This window comes from Chlorogloeopsis fritschii PCC 6912, assembly GCF_000317285.1.
GTDB lineage: Bacteria > Cyanobacteriota > Cyanobacteriia > Cyanobacteriales > Nostocaceae > Chlorogloeopsis > Chlorogloeopsis fritschii.
The window spans coordinates 281,781-297,574 of record NZ_AJLN01000100.1; the positions used below are offsets into that span (position 1 = coordinate 281,781).

The window sequence follows — 15,794 nt, forward strand, 5'->3', positions numbered from 1 at the left end:
ATTTCATTTTACTCAAACCCATGTTTTCATTCACATAAAAAATAATTAGCATTCCGGAATGATGAGTGTTTTTAGTTAAAATATATTTTATATCAATCTAATATCAAGCAATTTTAGACACAGACGCCATCACTCAAAAAAGCAACACGCAGAGTTGTTGGGCTAGAGACAAATGCAGCTTGCATAATTATAAATGAAGAAAATTAGATTATAGGAGAAAGCTTCTGTCTTTAGAATTCATTGAGATCCCTCCAAGAACAGGGCAAGCACCTGAGGGACTAATTATAACTTTGCACGGTTGGGGCGCAAATGCGGAGGATGTGGCATCTTTTGCACCGTTTTTAAATTTACCGAATTATCATTTTGTGTTTCCCAATGCACCTTTTCCATATCCTTATTCTCCTGTTGGTAGGGCTTGGTATGACTTGAGCATGGAAAATATGTATGAAGGATTAGCACAAAGTCGGCAATTGCTAATCGATTGGTTACAATCTTTAGAAAGCAGCATCGGTGTGCCTTTATCGCGGACAATTTTGAGTGGCTTTTCCCAAGGTGGTGCCATGACCTTTGATGTAGGATCGAAGTTGCCTTTTGCTGGTTTAGTTGTCATGAGCGGATATTTACATCCCGGCGCGATCGCAGATGTAGAAACCCAAAAATCAACAGCTTTACCTCCAGTTTTAATCATGCATGGCAAATACGATCAAGTTGTGCCTTTACAAGCAGCAGTAAGAGCAAGAGACACTTTAGAATTGTTAGGAACTAGAGTGCAATACCATGAATTTGACATCGGTCATGAAATACGACCGCATATGCTGGATTTAATACGGAATTTTGTGATTAATATTTAAAAAATCACCAGGCTGCTCTGATGATATATCTACTAGGATTGGTTACAAAAGTTTTACAAAATCCGGTATAAATCCGGAAAATTTTTATGAAATTGGCGTCCTCAAATGAGTAAGATATATTGGGTGGCTGCGTCGAGCGCAACGTAACCCATGCTGGATGCAAGTGCTGCTAACGGGAGAGGCGAGCAAAATGAAAACTCTAAGCATTTCTAAAACAGACATTGCTACCATGACTCCACAAGATGTAGAAAATTTAGCTACACGTTTGGAGCAAGATAACTACAGTAATGCTTTTGAAGGTTTGAATGATTGGCACTTATTGCGTGCGATCGCATTTCAGCGCCCAGAGCTAGTTGAACCCTATATCCACCTTTTAGATTTAGAACCTTACGATGAAGCTTAATTAGAGCTAATGGCTAATAGACATCTCCAAAAATAGAATGAATGTAGAGACGCGTACGCCCCAGGCGTTCCCGGAGGGTAATTTCGCGTCTCTACAAGGATTTTAGACAACGCGCATATTAATTTATGGAGATGGCTAATTATCAGAAAACAATTAGCTATTAGCTATTAGCAATAAAATTATGTTAACTCCACAACCAAGGCGGGTTTTAATTGGTATTGGTGGCGGAATCGCCGCTTATAAAGTTTGTGAAGTTGTTTCTACACTGTTTAAAAATGGTGTAGAAGTGCGAATAATTCTTACTAATTCTGCACAGAAATTTATCACGCCCTTAACTCTCGCCACTTTATCTCGCCATCCTGCTTATACAGATGAAAATTTTTGGCAACCAATTTATTCTCGCCCGTTGCACATAGAATTGGGTGAATGGGCAGAAGTTTTTGCGATCGCGCCTTTAACAGCTAATACGTTAGCCAAGTTAGCCTTTGGGATGGCTGATAATTTGCTTACCAATACGGTGTTAGCTTCCACTTGCCCGGTATTGTTAGCACCAGCAATGAATACCGATATGTGGGAACAGCAAGTAGTGCAGCGAAATTGGCAGCAGTTAGCGACAAATAGCCGATTTCATACTTTGCCAACAGCATCGGGGTTATTGGCGTGCGATCGCGTCGGTGCTGGCAGGATGGCAGAACCACCGGAAATTTTGGCATACATTCAATCATTGCTACACACTGCAGGCAAGCGAGATTTAGTAGGTAAGCGAGTGTTAATTAGTGCTGGGGGAACGCGAGAGCATTTCGATCCAGTCAGATTTATTGGTAATCCCTCTACGGGAAAAATGGGGTTAGCTTTAGCACAGGCAGCACTACACCGAGGAGCAAAGGTAACGTTAGTACATGGCCCGGCAAACTTTGATATACCCTTGGGGATAGAAGTAATTGCTGTTGTCAGTGCCAAGGAAATGCAAGAAGAAATGCTAGGAAATTTGCATAGCGCTGATGTGATAATTATGTCAGCAGCTGTAGCAGATGTGAAGCCACGGGAATATGCTCACGAAAAATTGCCAAAGCGATCGCTTCCAGAGGCTTTAGCTTTAGAAGCAGTACCAGACATCATTACAGAATTAGCCAAGCGCAAACAACCGCATCAAACATTAATTGGGTTTGCTGCCCAGACGGGAGATATTGTTGCCCCCGCGCTAGAAAAGTTACAGAGAAAAAATTTAGACGCAATTGTTGCAAATCCGGTAGATCAACCGGATAGTGGTTTTGGCAGTGACAACAATCAAGCCGTATTTTTAGATCAACAAGGTCGTCAAGTCAAGATTCCACCTTGTAGCAAATTGCAGCTAGCTCACCATTTGTTTGATTTTGTTAGTGGTTAGCCATTTGTCATTAGTCATTGTCATTTGTCATTAGTTAGTGGTTAGTAGGGGAGGCAGCGCGCCCTTGGAGATTAAGAGGAGCTAACGGAAACGTCTCCGGCTCCGCTCCGTTGTAGCGACTGCCGTGCAGGTTTTGCTGATGATTTTTCGGTTGAAACAGACAATTTATCTTCTAAACCCGCCCGTACAGCAGTTAATAGGTTGCTTGTCTCCCCATCTCCCCTTGTCCCCCTTGTCCCCTTGTCTCCCTCTTTCCTTCTGCCTACCAACGGATACGCCACTACCTTTGGAAGCCGCTCCGCGTCTACGTGTCTACTGCCCTCTGCCTTTCTTCCTGCAATCTTGACTATACGTAAAAAATCTAGGATAAAAAATTACGTACCACCCTCCAATGTACGATTACCTCTGAGAGGGAGATGAGTTAGAAGGCGAAATGCCAGCATATACTGACAAGCAAAAACCGTTACAAAAACAACTAGGATGGTGTTTGGATCGGCGAGATCCGCAATTTATCCAATCTCTAATGCCGATTTGGGAATGGCTTTACTACCACTATTTTCATGTCCAAACTAGTGGTTGGGAGCATATCCCATCTCACAAAAAAGTTTTATTCGTCGGTTCCCATAATGGTGGACTCGCTGCTCCTGATATGTTTATGATGATGTACGACTGGTTTCAACGCTATGGTGTGCAACGACCAGTCTATGGTTTGATGCATCCGACAATGTGGAAAGTAGTTCCTCCAGTAGCGGAAGCGGCTGCTAAGGTAGGAGCCGTTGTAGCACATCCAAAAATGGCGATCGCTGCCTTGCGTTCTGGAGCTAGCGTACTTGTCTATCCAGGTGGGGCGCAAGATGTTTTCCGTCCGCATTCTCTGCGCAACAAAATTTACTTTGCCAATCGTCACGGATTTATTAAGCTAGCACTACGAGAAGAAGTGCCAATAGTACCTGTAGTTTCCACTGGCGCTCACGATACGTTGATTGTGCTTGCTGAGTGCTATAAAATTGTGCAGCAACTCCATAACTGGGGAATGCCCTGGCTATTTGGAATCGATCCAGAAGTTTTCCCTATTTATTTGGGATTACCTTGGGGATTAGCATTAGGCCCTTTGCCCAATATTCCTTTACCAAAACCTATCCATACGCGAGTTTGCCCGCCGATTGTATTTGAACGCTACGGTCGTCAAGCCGCGTGCGATCGCGAATATGTTCATGCCTGCTATGAGCTTGTCCGCAGTAAAATGCAGCAAGAGTTGGATAATTTGGTTAAGATGAGCTAAACCAAAGCAAAAACGCAAAGATGCTTTGAAAAATATCACATCTTTGCGCTTTGCCTAAAACTAATCTCAATCGAGCGTGCAAGGAAGATTTTTGGTTAAACTTTCTGATTTAAAAAGGCATAAAATTGCCCATCTTGAAAGAAATATATCCTGAATCTGCCCAGTTAGTCAAAGGATTAAAAATATTTGCCAAATTAGTTGTAAAAAATTATGCATATAAGTTATTGATATGTCTAAAATATAACTGGCACTCCCAAAGCGATCGCGCTCATGAGTGCCAATTATATTACTCAACCCTTGAGGTGGAAACGCTCTCAGCAGATTGGGGTGTACTAGGTAGTTCCAAACAGTAGCCCGCACCATACACCGTTTTAATATAACGGGGATGACGGGGATCGGGTTCTAACTTAGTTCGCAAGTGGCGAATGTGAACTCGAATTGTCTCAATATCATCATCTGGATCGTAACCCCAGACTTCCCTAAGAATTTCACTCGGAGAAACGGTCTGACCGTGCCGCTGTAGTAGGCAGTGGAGTAGCTCAAATTCCAAGTGAGTTAGCTTTACTGTTTGACCAAACCATATAGCTTCAAACCTTTCAGGAACGAGAGTTAATGGCCCGTAATTAAGAATTTCACTGTGCTTGGCTGCTTGAGGAATCCGATCAGTGCGTCGCAGCAGTGCCCTTACCCGTGCCAGCATCTCCTCAACTTCAAACGGCTTGGTGAGGTAGTCATCCGCGCCCGCATTAAAGCCTTCTACCTTATCCTGAGTTTGACTCAGAGCAGTTAACATCAACACAGGAATTTCAGCAGTCCGTTCATCACGTCGCAAGCGTTGACAAATGGTAAATCCGTCTACTCTAGGTAACATCAGATCGAGCATGATTAGATCTGGCTGTAGTTGGAGAGCCAGTGCTTGACCTTTAATACCATCTTCGGCTTGACTGACGTCGTAACCAGCCATTTCCAAATTGACGGCAACTAACTCTGAAATCGCTGGGTCATCGTCTATGACTAGAATCCTCGGCATTATTAAAAGTTTATTACTACTTATTAAGGATAAATAAGAACCTTTGGGGGATACAAAGATTTCTTCATTGATTATAAAAAATAATTGAAATTTAACATAAAACTTAAAATAAAATGTTGTAAAACAAGACCCAAGCTAAATTAAATCTTGAGCGTAATGTGTTATGTGCCATACAATTCATCTCGTTTTGTGCAAACCACCGTAACGATGATGAATTGTCAATATAGAAAAAACTACTAAAAATGCAACTAACACTTTACACACAGTACACACAATCTTATTAAATTGAGTACTGTAATTGCATCTGCTTTTGGATTCTCGGCGATTGCTGCTATTTAGTCAAGCATCTACTTGCTACATATTTAGAGAAAGCGCTCGCACAAAATGTAAATTTATATAAATAAGTAATCTATAATACCTTTTAAGTAAGTATTTGCAATTACATAGCTTTTCTCGTCTTCCCAAAGTAGGAAAGCATCCACTAGGGCGATCGTCGAATTTAATGCGAGGAATTTTGTAGATGGGGTTGAAGATACGAAACCCAACATTTACAGTATGTTGGGTTTGCTTGCACTCAACGAGGAAACTTCCAAGGATGCAGTAGCTCCACGAGCCGAAAAAGCCAATGTGAGGAAATGATGGCTCAGGCAACACAGTAGCTCCCCTCATACTGCCATGCGTTAGTTTGCTTTGCAGGCAACTAATGTGATACCGATGCCATCTTTCCTCGAACTTCTGGCGATCGCAAGCACTTTTACAAAATCGTACTTGTCAGGTTTTACCGAACGTCAACTAATAGCAGCGTGCATTCTCAACTTTTTCATCAACTCTTGAGTTAACTGAGAGAAAGCTTTTGATCCTGCTGATTGAGGAGCATTTAAAACAGCCGGTACAAAGCTATCAACTGCCTTAGCAACATTTACATCCACTGGAATTTGTGTTTGACAAATTTTTTCTTGATCAAAATCTTGATGAACACGCTGCATGACTTGTTTGTAATATCTGCCAGTTAACAAATTGGCATTGGACATTGTAAAGACAATGCCTAGCATTTGTATATCAATTTTTGCCTCTTGCTCGTGGCTATCTTTTAATTGAGCAATGCGTCTTTCCAACAACTGGATACCTACTACAGAAAGAGGTTCTGGTTTAGCAGGAAGTATGTAAAAATTACTAGTTGCTAAAGCACTACGAGTCAGCAAATTATAGCCTGGGGCACAGTCTAGGATAATAAAATCATATTCTTGACGTACTGGTTCTATGATTTTAGCCAGCAAGACTCTTTCAAAACGATTCCAAATTGTTTCAAAGTCTTTTTCTGCCAGATTCACTGCTTGTCTGTGCAGCATTTCTGAAATCACAAATTCATCGTATAAGTCAATATCTCCTGGTAACAAATCTAGTCCTTCGAGCTTACAAACCTGTGATTCAATAACTTCTGGAACTGTATGTTTAGGTTGAGGCTCCGGATTAATAATTTGATCTATTAGATACCTAAAAGTCTTTCGTTGTTTACGGCGTCTGGCAAAGTCTACAGGCGACATTAAACTGAGTGTTGCACTAATTTGAGTATCTAAATCGAGAACTAACACCCGCTTGCCATGCTCTTTCGCTAAACAAGTTGCCAAATTGACGCTGAGAGTCGTTTTGCCGACACCACCCTTCATATTTGCAGTTGCAATTACATATCCCATTGCTTAATTCCTCTGATGAAGCATTCCCATCTAGGTAGCTTACACGTCCTGTTATCCCGTAAAAATTTTTGCTAAATTTAACATTTCCGACACTCAACAATTTAGCGTCGGTGGTAGTGCCTTGGTTAAGCAGTCAGATTATACCAGTCAAGGGATGTTTTTGCTCTCACAATAGCTCGTAATTTACAGTTTATACCCCTAGCCAGTAAATATTGAACATGACTGTACTTTAAGCAATATCTATAAGTTATTGAAAAAATATTTAGCCATTTATCATTTTTTTACTTTTTTAAAAGTAATTTATACTACACAAAATCATTTTTGATGCAATAAAATATAATGTATTAAATAACACTTTAACTCAAGGCTTATCCTTACCCTTACTTAACTAAAACATAGAAGAATTTACTCTCTCTAGAATTTAATCAGAGATAGGAAGTCCAAGAAAAACATTAAATAACCGAGAAGCATTCAGTTATCAGTACTTACTAATGGTTCCTATTTTTTAGAGGTAGAACGAGATTGTCTTTTAATCCTGAACTTTGCCGTAACGAAAGCGAAGTTGAAAGTAAACTAATCGTCCAATACTTGCTACCACAACTGGGTTATACTCCTGATACCTGGCATCAAGAGATTACATTTGGCAAGATTCGTTTAGATTTTTTAGCTTTTGCCGCGCAGGCTATTCCCTTTGTGTTGGATGCTAACTCACCTTTGAGTTTGGTAATGGAGGCAAAAAGTCCCAAGCAGAATTTAAATAATCATGTTCATCGACTTAAGAATTATTTAATCAGCTTGAATGTAGAATATGGGTTGCTTACAAATGGCAAAGAAATTAGAATTTATCAAAAATCTCAAGATGATATTCAGCTAGTATTTCAATGTGCTGGCAAAGAATTAGACCACAGAATAGAAGAAATAAAAGCTTTAATTGGCAGGGATAGCTTAAAAGAGAAAAAATCCACAGACAATTCAGAGACTCAAACTACTGAGAAGAATAAACCAAATCCTCAAACAATTTCTGATCCTAGTTCTGAAACTAAGAGGCAACATTCAATGAAAGTAATTGCTGTTTATCATAATAAAGGCGGCGTTGGTAAAACAACAACTGTAGTAAACCTGGCAGCTGCTATTAGAAAAAAGGGAAAAAGTTTTAGTTGTTGATCTTGATAGTCAAGCTAATACTACATTTGCTACAGGTTTGGTAAAATTTGATGATGAGGACTTAGATGATATTAAAGATTCAAATATTCTTCAAATCTTACAATCGGAAGAACATTTTCCTATTTTAGAGGTAGCTAGAAAATCTAATTTTTCTAATCCGGAAATTGATGTAGTTCCATCACATATTGATTTAATGAAGAATGAGCAGGATTTAAATAGACTTGACTATAGTAGATTAATACTAATTGAAAAATTAGAGCAAGTAAAAGATAAATATGATGTTGTACTTATTGATACACCTCCATCTTTAAATTTGTATGCAAGGATCGCCTTGATAGCTGCTGACTATCTTATCATTCCATCAGATTTGAAACCATTTGCTAATCAAGGATTAATAAATGTAAAAGAGTTTGTTAAAGCTGTTAATGGATTTAGAAAGCAAATCAAAAAACCATCTATTGAAATAATAGGAGTTCTTGCCTGTAAAATTTCAACAAATAATCAATTTGTGAAACATACCTTGCCCAAGCGAATAGAAAAAATTCCACAAAGATATGGACTAAACATAATGGATACAGTTATTTATGAAAGAGACGATCTAGCTAAGTGTTCAGAAAACTTTCAGATTCTCGGTAATATAGAAGTCGCTGATCCAATATCGATACTGGATTTTAAACCTAGTTCAACTTCAGCACAAGAATTTGAATTACTAGCAAAAGAAGTGTTACAAAAAATAGGAATGACTACATGAAACTCCCTACTTCACTTGTTGCTGTCAAGAAGATTACTTCCAATAAGCCTCGTTCAAGTTTTGATGATGATAAGTTAGAAGAAGCTGCAAAATTAATTTTAGAATCTGAAGGAGTGATTAACCCTATAGTGGTTCGCAGAACAAGCCTTCAGTCATACGAGGTAGTAGATGGAGACTTTGAGTATTATGCTGCTGCTAGAGCTAGAGAAATAGATTCTCATAAAGGTGAGATGATAGGAGTATTTATCATTGAACCTGAAAATGAAGAAAATATTACAAAGCAAATCCAACTACTTAGAAAATCTCAGCCTGTTCTTCCTAGTAATGAATTTGTTATTCTAGATAGCAAAGAATCTATTTCAATAAATATGGAGTCGCGATTTATAAATGCAGAAACTCGTATGACAAATCTAGAATCTCGTTTTGAAAATCGGACAAATGAACTACAAGTCAATTTTAGGTATGAAATTCAGAAAATTAATGATAGGTTGAATGAAATTGAAAGCAAAATGCCTAAACCTATTGAACTATTGGAGGCGCTTAATACTCTAAGTTTAGCTGCTCTGACTTCTAAACTAAAAAGTGTGAATATTAATAGCAAAACAAAAATAATTGAATCAATAGTCAGTGAACGTAAGAAAGGTAAATTTATATCTTTTAGCAATGTAGTTGAACGTGTTAAAGGTTTAGGCGATAAAACAATGCTTAAAATAATTGATAATTTTTCTGAAAGTAGTAAATAACTAATAAATAAACTAACAAATAATGATATGAGCTAATAAAGTGTAATCTGTAGAAAATGTATCTCACCTGGGTTCTGCAGAACAATACTTGGAGGCTGAAATGAATGCTCTGGAATCAAAAATCATCGAAATTTTAAAACAAGGCACTCAATTAAGAGCAATAGAAATTGCTAACCGCCTTAAGGTAGAAAGGCGAGAAGTAAACCACTACCTCTACTCTTCATTGAAGCATCTAGTTATCCAAGACAGCGATTACAGATGGTCATTAAAAACAACTAAAATCACTAATATTCCTCATCCCTCTACTCAAGCACCAACTCGTCAAACTGAATCATCACAATCTGTAAGGCAAGCTAACACCTATAGATTTACTAAACAAGAGATTCAACAAAATAGCCAACTTCAACAGCCAACGCCTCAAACTCAATCATCACAACCTATCAAGCATAATAATCCATATGAAGTTATCAAAAGAGAACTTGCCCAAGCCTCACCAGAGGAGAAAGTAAAAATTTTAAAGAATGCTTTTAGACAAGAGCTATTTAGCAAACTAGATGATGATGAGATAAACGCTCTCCAATCAATTTTGGAGCAGTCTAAAAGAGAAACTAGTATAGCTCACTCTGCTTATCAGGAAGGAAAACTAAGTACTCGAAAAAATATTATCTTAGCAATAGTAGCTATATCCGTTTCTTTAGCTCTTGGTGCATTGTTTGCTATAAACCAATTGACACTAAAGCCAACGTACCAACCTACTCCTCTTCCTCAAAATCGCTAGTTATAGTTATCCTCTTTTTACCTTTGCACCCTCCTCAGTCTAAAAAGCATTGCTGATTTAGGGTAATGAATAATTTTGTTAGATACCAAAACCCTTGTAGAGACGCGAAATTTCGCGTCTCTACATCTAGATTTATACTGTGATTCAGCAACTCCGTCTAAAACGCTATATTTTTCGTTTACCCAATCCTACCTCTGCACCATCTTCGCTAACTCAAACGCCTTACCCCTTACCCCTGTTGGCAACAAAGATAACCCTAATCCAGTCCACGCTTTCATCGGAGCAAAAGACTTACCTGCCAAAATAAACTCCCTTCCTTTATGTGTTTCTCCCTTTTCCAGCAAGCGCAGCCCCAACAACAACCGCGTTTCTGCAAGCCGCTTTCGCCTGATACACTCCAATTTTTCAGACTCAAAGTTATAACTATCCAAATACCGCAACTTATCAGTTAAATAAGCAATTGCTCGATCCAGTCCTTTTTGTTCTGAATGTACGCGATATTCCATTAATAATTCTGGTAAATAATAACCATTTTTACCCGCCAAAGCCAGTCGCACAAATAAATCATTATCTTCACAATTTTGCCAATTAGACCGCATAAATCCAACTTCTTCAAGACAGCGGCGACGAAATAAAGTTGCGCCTATTTGGAAACTTTGCTTAACAAATACAACTTCCACTAAGTTATTCACCACGCCTTTTGGTAAATTAACTCTATCCCAACGCTCTCGATTTTCTTGAGTTTTCGCATCATCTCGAACATTGTTAATATCTATGATCCAGTGATCGGTACTTACAAAATCAACTTTAGAGTCACGCTCTAGAACAACGGCAGTACGCTCAAGAAAATTTGGGGTTAACCTGTCGTCGTCATCAAATTTAACAAAATATTCGCCTGTTGCCGCTTTAAAGCCAGAGCGCATATTATTACTTTTCCCAATATGTTGCGAATGACGAATATATCTAATACGTTTATCTGTATATTGCGAGATTAATTTAGGTGTACCATCCTGCGAACCATCATCACAAACAATGATTTCAAAATCCTGATAAGACTGTTGCAATACACTTTGAATAGCTTCAGAAAGCAGTTTAATTCGATTAAAAGTAGGAATGCAAACACTAATTTTTGGCATATCAATACTTTAAAAAAATTGGTGGAAATATTAAAAAATACATTGAATATGCGATTATAAATATTTCAATTCTTACTAGATAGACGGTTGCTGGCATATACTGTAGCAAAAGTCATTCTATATACATTGCTGTACTTATTAAGATTATTCCCAAATAATTGCGTTTATGAACATTTTGATGCTGTCTTCTACCTTCCCCTATCCGCCCACACAAGGGGGAACTCAAGTGCGCACGTTTAATTTACTCAAATATCTTAGTCAGCGCCATGCAATCACGCTTGTAACTCAACGGGAAGCTCATGTCACAGACACAGAAATAGCTGAGTTACAACATTGGGTAGATCGTCTAGTTATTTTTGAGCGCCCTCCAGATTTGGGAAGTCAGAAAGGAATGCTCCAAAAACTCCAGCGTTTAAATTTATTTTTGCAAGATGGGGTGCCGCCTAATGTCTTAAATCGTTACTCACCAGAGATGCAGAACTGGATTGATAATTTTGTAGAGGCAGGAAAATGTGATGTCATTACTTGCGAGCACAGCGTTAATGAAATTTATGTTAGACCCCATTTCCAAAAACAAGTACGAACATTAGTTAATGTGCATAGTTCTATCTACTGCACCTGTCGCAATCAACTTGAAACAGGCACTTCCACTAACCCTGTCAGGGATAAAGTTAATTTGCCGCTTCTGCGACGCTACGAGCAAAATTACTGCTCAAAATTTTCGGCGATCGCTGTGACAACACAAGAGGACAAAATTCAACTGCAACAATTCAACCCCCACAAGGAAATTACTGTCATTCCCAATGGTGTAGATTTAGAGTCATTTCCTTATCGCAGCAACGATCCGGGGGGACATCGCTTAATTTTTATTGGTGCAATGGATAATTTGGCAAATATTGATGCTGTCTGTTTTTTTTGCAATGAAGTCTTGCCAAAAATTCAAGCACGTTATTCAGATGCAACTTTCGAGATTGTTGGTTCTCGCCCAGCACCAGAAGTTTTAGCACTGCAAGCAAAACCAGGGGTGATTGTCACTGGTAAAGTTCCTTCTATAGCAGAGTACTTGCACAAAGCAACTGTTTGCGTTGTACCGATGCGAACAGGATTTGGAATTAAAAATAAAACTTTAGAAGCAATGGCAGCAGGTGTACCGATAGTAGCAAGCGATCGCGGTTTAGAAGGACTAGCTGTAGATGGTGCAAATGTATTACTTACAGCTTTACGAGCGAATCACCCGCCTGAGTATGTTAATGCTATTAGTCATTTATTTACTAACGCACAATTAAGAGAAGAATTATCTCGCAATGGCAGACAGTTAGTAGAAGCTGAATTTACTTGGGATATTGCTGGTAGGCGCTATGAGCAATTATGTTTGGAAAATTGAAGAAGAATCCAGAAGTCAGAATTCAGAATATTCTGACTCCTGGCTCCTGGATTATATCAGCGCAGGGGTGTAAAAACGCCGCTTATTCATCCACGCCTACATACAAAATTCAATTGGAAAAGATTCAATTGGAAAAGAATCCAGAAGCCAGAATGAAGAATTTATTCTGGCTTCTGGCTCCTGACTTCTTTCTTGATAAAAAAATCCCCCTCTATCCTGTCGGGTAGAAGGGAAAAATGGCTAAGTCAGAGGATATCAAAACGGTTTAGTTGAACTTACCAGCAGTTGCGGCAATGAAGAAGGCTGCGTAGGTAAGAATGTAGCCAACCGTGAAGTGAGTTAAACCAACCAACCAACCTTGGACGATAGATAGAGCCACAGGCTTATCCTTCCAGCGAACCAGGTTTGCCAATGGAGTGCGTTCGTGTGCCCAGACGAGAGTTTCAATCAACTCCTGCCAGTAACCACGCCAGGCAATCAGGAACATGAAACCGGTTGCCCAAACCAGGTGTCCGAACAGGAACATCCAATCCCAGACAGCGAGGTTAGTTGTGCCGTAGGGGTTGTACCCGTTCATTACCAGAGCAGAGTTAGCCCATAGGTAATCACGCAGCCAACCCATCAGGTATGTAGAAGACTCGTTGAACTGAGCTACGTTGCCTTGCCAAATACCTAGATGCTTCCAGTGCCAGTAGAAGGTAGTCCAGCCAAGCAGGTTCAGCATCCAGAATATAGCGAGGAAGAAAGACTGCTCCCAAGCGGAAGTTTGGCAAGTACCACCACGACCAGGGCCATCACAGGGGAAAGTGAAGCCAAAAGCGCTCTTATCTGGAAATAGCTTGCTACCACGGGCATCCAACGCACCTTTGACACATATCAAGGTGGTAGTGTGCAAACCGAGAGCGATCGCATGGTGAACCAGGAAATCACCAGGCCCAATGGTCAAGAATAGAGAGTTGGTGCCAGCGTTAATTGCATCTAGCCAACCTGGTAACCAGACGTTGGCGTAGTTGGGCCATGCAGTATGGGCAATGCTGTCTGGATTAGACAACAATACATTCATGCCATACACCGCTTTACCATGAGCAGATTGGATAAATTGAGCGAATACTGGCTCAATCAGGATTTGCTTCTCAGGTGTGCCAAATGCAACTACTACGTCGTTGTGTACGTACAAACCGAGGGTGTGGAAGCCCAAGAATAACGACACCCAGCTTAGGTGCGAGATAATCGCTTCTTTGTGCTTCAGTACACGCTCCAGCACGTTGCCCTTATTTTGTTCGGGGTCGTAGTCCCGCACCCAAAAGATGGCGCCGTGGGCAAATGCACCAACCAGGAAGAAGCCAGCTAAGTACTGGTGGTGAGTATACAGACACGCCTGGGTTGTGTAATCCTTAGCCATGAAGGCATAAGGAGGCATTGCGTACATATGCTGCGCTACCAGGGACAGAGCTGTTCCCAAAGCAGCTAGGTGAATACCTAACTGGAAGTGAAGGGAGTTGTTATAGGTGTCGTACAGTCCGTGGTGCGGCAGGTTAAACTGACCTTCAGTTTGGATGCCAAAGAATTTTCTGGCATTGAGCATCTCTTTGATGCTGTGACCAATTCCGAAGTTCGTCCGGTACTGGTGCCCGGCGATGATGAAGATAACAGCGATCGCCAAGTGATGGTGAGCCATATCAGTCAACCACAGCGATTCTGTCTGCGGATGAAAGCCACCCAAGAAGGTCAGAATTGCAGTACCAGCACCTTGGGAAGTACCAAAGATGTGGTTTGCAGTATCGGGGTTAGAAGCGTAAACACCCCAGTTACCCGTCCAGAAGGGTTGCAAGCCAGCTGGGTGGGGCAGAGTTGTCAGGAAATTATCCCAACCTACGTGCTGTCCGCGAGATTCAGGGATAGCAACGTGAATTAAGTGACCAGCCCAAGCCAGAGAGCTAACACCAAACAATCCTGCTAGGTGGTGGTTCAGGCGAGGTTCAGCGCTCTTAAACCAAGCCAAGCTAGGACGGTACTTGGGTTGCAAGTGCAGCCAACCAGCGAATAAGAACACTGCTGCCAACAGTAGAAGGAACACTGAACCCATGTACAGGTCACCATTTGTTCGCATCCCGATGGTGTACCACCAGTGATAAACGCCAGAGTAAGCAATGTTTACCGGATAGTTAGCTCCACCTTGGGTGAAAGCTTCTACTGCGGGTTTACCGAAGTGGGGATCCCAAATCGCATGGGCGATCGGGCGGATATGAATGGGATCTTTAATCCATTGTTGAAAGTTTCCTTGCCAGGCTACGTGGAACAACAAGCTAGAAGCCCACAAGAAAATGATTGCCACATGACCGAAGTGAGTAGCGAAAATCTTTTGGTAAAGATTTTCTTCCGTCATCCCATCATGGCTTTCAAAATCGTTGCCCTGAGCCATCGCATACCAGATTCGACGCGTTGTCGGATCTTGCGCGAGATCCTGGCTAAATTTTGGAAATTTTGTTGCCATTTATTTCTTTACATCCTCCTTTTAGCTAATCCAAATTGCTGGCTCACTCGAACCAGCAATGCCTAGCAATTGAATAAATATCCTTGCGGCATCAAGTCGGAGGCCAAACTAATAGAAAAAGTAGAAAAACTGACGAATATGAGAATAAAACAAACTTATTCTCGGAGTTGCCTTCCTATGCAGGACAATGCAATTCAGTTTCATGTAAGTAATAAACAAATTTAACTATCACTACTTCAATAGCATTTCCTACTAAGGAGAGAGATTCGTATTAAATAAGTTTGTAACCGTCAATACAACAAATTAATTTTAGGAATCTCAATGATTAAGTACATATAGGCTTCAACACTCATACCAAATTCTCTATAAACTTGTGCTTAATATTTGTTAATAAAAAAAGGTTTTCAAACAAGCTTGTACGAAATATTAAGCTTATCTGCATGGGAAATTAGTATCAGTTTTTAATCTTCTAAAATGAAAATATTGCTCTTGCTTTGATTGCATTAGATGGTGATATTTTTAGAAGCAAGCAATGGAATGTTCCCTTTGTTGTCACCCAAAAGCCAATAAACATGGAAAAGCCAGTAAAGGTAGCTAACGCGATCGCTGCCCGAATAGCGTTGGCTACCTTTACGGTTACCTCTGATAGTGTCTATTACCGTCGTTAGATCAGTGAAGAGACGGTTTGCATTGTCTT

General features: G+C 40.2%; 14 protein-coding genes and 1 pseudogene. 10 read left to right on the forward strand and 5 right to left on the reverse strand.

What is annotated here, in order from left to right; genetic code table 11:
* Nucleotides 1-239: 239 nt before the first annotated feature.
* The 3 genes from UYC_RS0120670 (at nt 240) to coaBC (ending at nt 2,641) form a co-directional block, all read left to right on the forward strand.
* A complete protein-coding gene (locus UYC_RS0120670) occupies nt 240-851 on the forward strand; it encodes an alpha/beta hydrolase (RefSeq protein ID WP_200862391.1) in 612 nt (203 codons plus the stop codon).
* Nucleotides 852-1,041: 190 nt separating this feature from the next.
* Complete coding sequence (isiD, locus tag UYC_RS0120675; RefSeq protein WP_026087503.1) at nt 1,042-1,254, forward strand: protein IsiD; 213 nt, start codon at nt 1,042-1,044, stop codon at nt 1,252-1,254.
* A gap of 181 nt (nt 1,255-1,435) precedes the next feature.
* Nucleotides 1,436-2,641, forward strand: coding sequence for a bifunctional phosphopantothenoylcysteine decarboxylase/phosphopantothenate--cysteine ligase CoaBC (coaBC, locus tag UYC_RS0120680; protein WP_016875403.1), 1,206 nt, complete (start codon nt 1,436-1,438; stop codon nt 2,639-2,641).
* 71 nt (nt 2,642-2,712) lie between these two features.
* On the opposite strand, the gene UYC_RS37975 is transcribed toward coaBC, so the two are convergent.
* Nucleotides 2,713-2,922 (reverse strand): hypothetical protein, encoded by a 210-nt coding sequence (locus UYC_RS37975; RefSeq protein WP_157171261.1) that lies wholly within the window; start codon nt 2,920-2,922, stop codon nt 2,713-2,715.
* A gap of 152 nt (nt 2,923-3,074) precedes the next feature.
* Here UYC_RS37975 and UYC_RS0120685 point away from each other — a divergent pair, with 152 nt between their 5' ends.
* Entirely contained in the window at nt 3,075-3,923 is an 849-nt protein-coding gene (locus tag UYC_RS0120685; protein ID WP_016875402.1) for a lysophospholipid acyltransferase family protein, read from the forward strand.
* A 286-nt stretch (nt 3,924-4,209) separates the two neighbouring features.
* On the opposite strand, the gene UYC_RS0120690 is transcribed toward UYC_RS0120685, so the two are convergent.
* Nucleotides 4,210-4,953 carry a response regulator transcription factor gene (locus tag UYC_RS0120690; protein ID WP_016875401.1) on the reverse strand — a complete coding sequence of 248 codons (744 nt, stop codon included), beginning with the start codon at nt 4,951-4,953 and terminating at the stop codon, nt 4,210-4,212.
* A 788-nt stretch (nt 4,954-5,741) separates the two neighbouring features.
* A complete protein-coding gene (locus tag UYC_RS0120700; protein ID WP_016875400.1) occupies nt 5,742-6,647 on the reverse strand; it encodes a ParA family protein in 906 nt (301 codons plus the stop codon).
* Nucleotides 6,648-7,235: 588 nt separating this feature from the next.
* Here UYC_RS0120700 and UYC_RS35675 point away from each other — a divergent pair.
* From UYC_RS35675 to UYC_RS0120715, 3 genes and pseudogenes are all read left to right on the forward strand, one after another.
* Nucleotides 7,236-8,562: pseudogene (locus UYC_RS35675) on the forward strand (ParA family protein).
* Nucleotides 8,559-9,305 carry a ParB N-terminal domain-containing protein gene (locus tag UYC_RS0120710; protein ID WP_016875398.1) on the forward strand — a complete coding sequence of 249 codons (747 nt, stop codon included), beginning with the start codon at nt 8,559-8,561 and terminating at the stop codon, nt 9,303-9,305. The pseudogene UYC_RS35675 and the gene UYC_RS0120710 overlap by 4 nt, the downstream one beginning before the upstream one ends.
* A 100-nt stretch (nt 9,306-9,405) precedes the next feature.
* Nucleotides 9,406-10,083 (forward strand): hypothetical protein, encoded by a 678-nt coding sequence (locus UYC_RS0120715; RefSeq protein WP_016875397.1) that lies wholly within the window; start codon nt 9,406-9,408, stop codon nt 10,081-10,083.
* Between the two features lie 188 nt (nt 10,084-10,271).
* On the opposite strand, the gene UYC_RS0120720 is transcribed toward UYC_RS0120715, so the two are convergent.
* Complete coding sequence (locus UYC_RS0120720; RefSeq protein WP_016875396.1) at nt 10,272-11,219, reverse strand: glycosyltransferase family 2 protein; 948 nt, start codon at nt 11,217-11,219, stop codon at nt 10,272-10,274.
* A 166-nt stretch (nt 11,220-11,385) separates the two neighbouring features.
* Here UYC_RS0120720 and UYC_RS0120725 point away from each other — a divergent pair, with 166 nt between their 5' ends.
* Together UYC_RS0120725 and UYC_RS0120730 are read left to right on the forward strand one after the other, a co-directional pair.
* Nucleotides 11,386-12,603, forward strand: coding sequence for a glycosyltransferase family 4 protein (locus tag UYC_RS0120725; RefSeq protein WP_016875395.1), 1,218 nt, complete (start codon nt 11,386-11,388; stop codon nt 12,601-12,603).
* Nucleotides 12,588-12,830, forward strand: coding sequence for a hypothetical protein (locus UYC_RS0120730; protein WP_016875394.1), 243 nt, complete (start codon nt 12,588-12,590; stop codon nt 12,828-12,830). The genes UYC_RS0120725 and UYC_RS0120730 overlap by 16 nt, the downstream gene beginning before the upstream one ends.
* A 38-nt stretch (nt 12,831-12,868) precedes the next feature.
* On the opposite strand, the gene psaB is transcribed toward UYC_RS0120730, so the two are convergent.
* Nucleotides 12,869-15,097, reverse strand: a complete 2,229-nt coding sequence (psaB, locus tag UYC_RS0120735; RefSeq protein WP_016875393.1) for a photosystem I core protein PsaB — start codon at nt 15,095-15,097, stop codon at nt 12,869-12,871.
* A 494-nt stretch (nt 15,098-15,591) separates the two neighbouring features.
* On the opposite strand from psaB, the gene UYC_RS39030 reads away from it, so the two are divergent.
* A complete protein-coding gene (locus tag UYC_RS39030; RefSeq protein WP_200862389.1) occupies nt 15,592-15,765 on the forward strand; it encodes a hypothetical protein in 174 nt (57 codons plus the stop codon).
* The last annotated feature ends 29 nt before the right edge of the window (nt 15,766-15,794 follow it).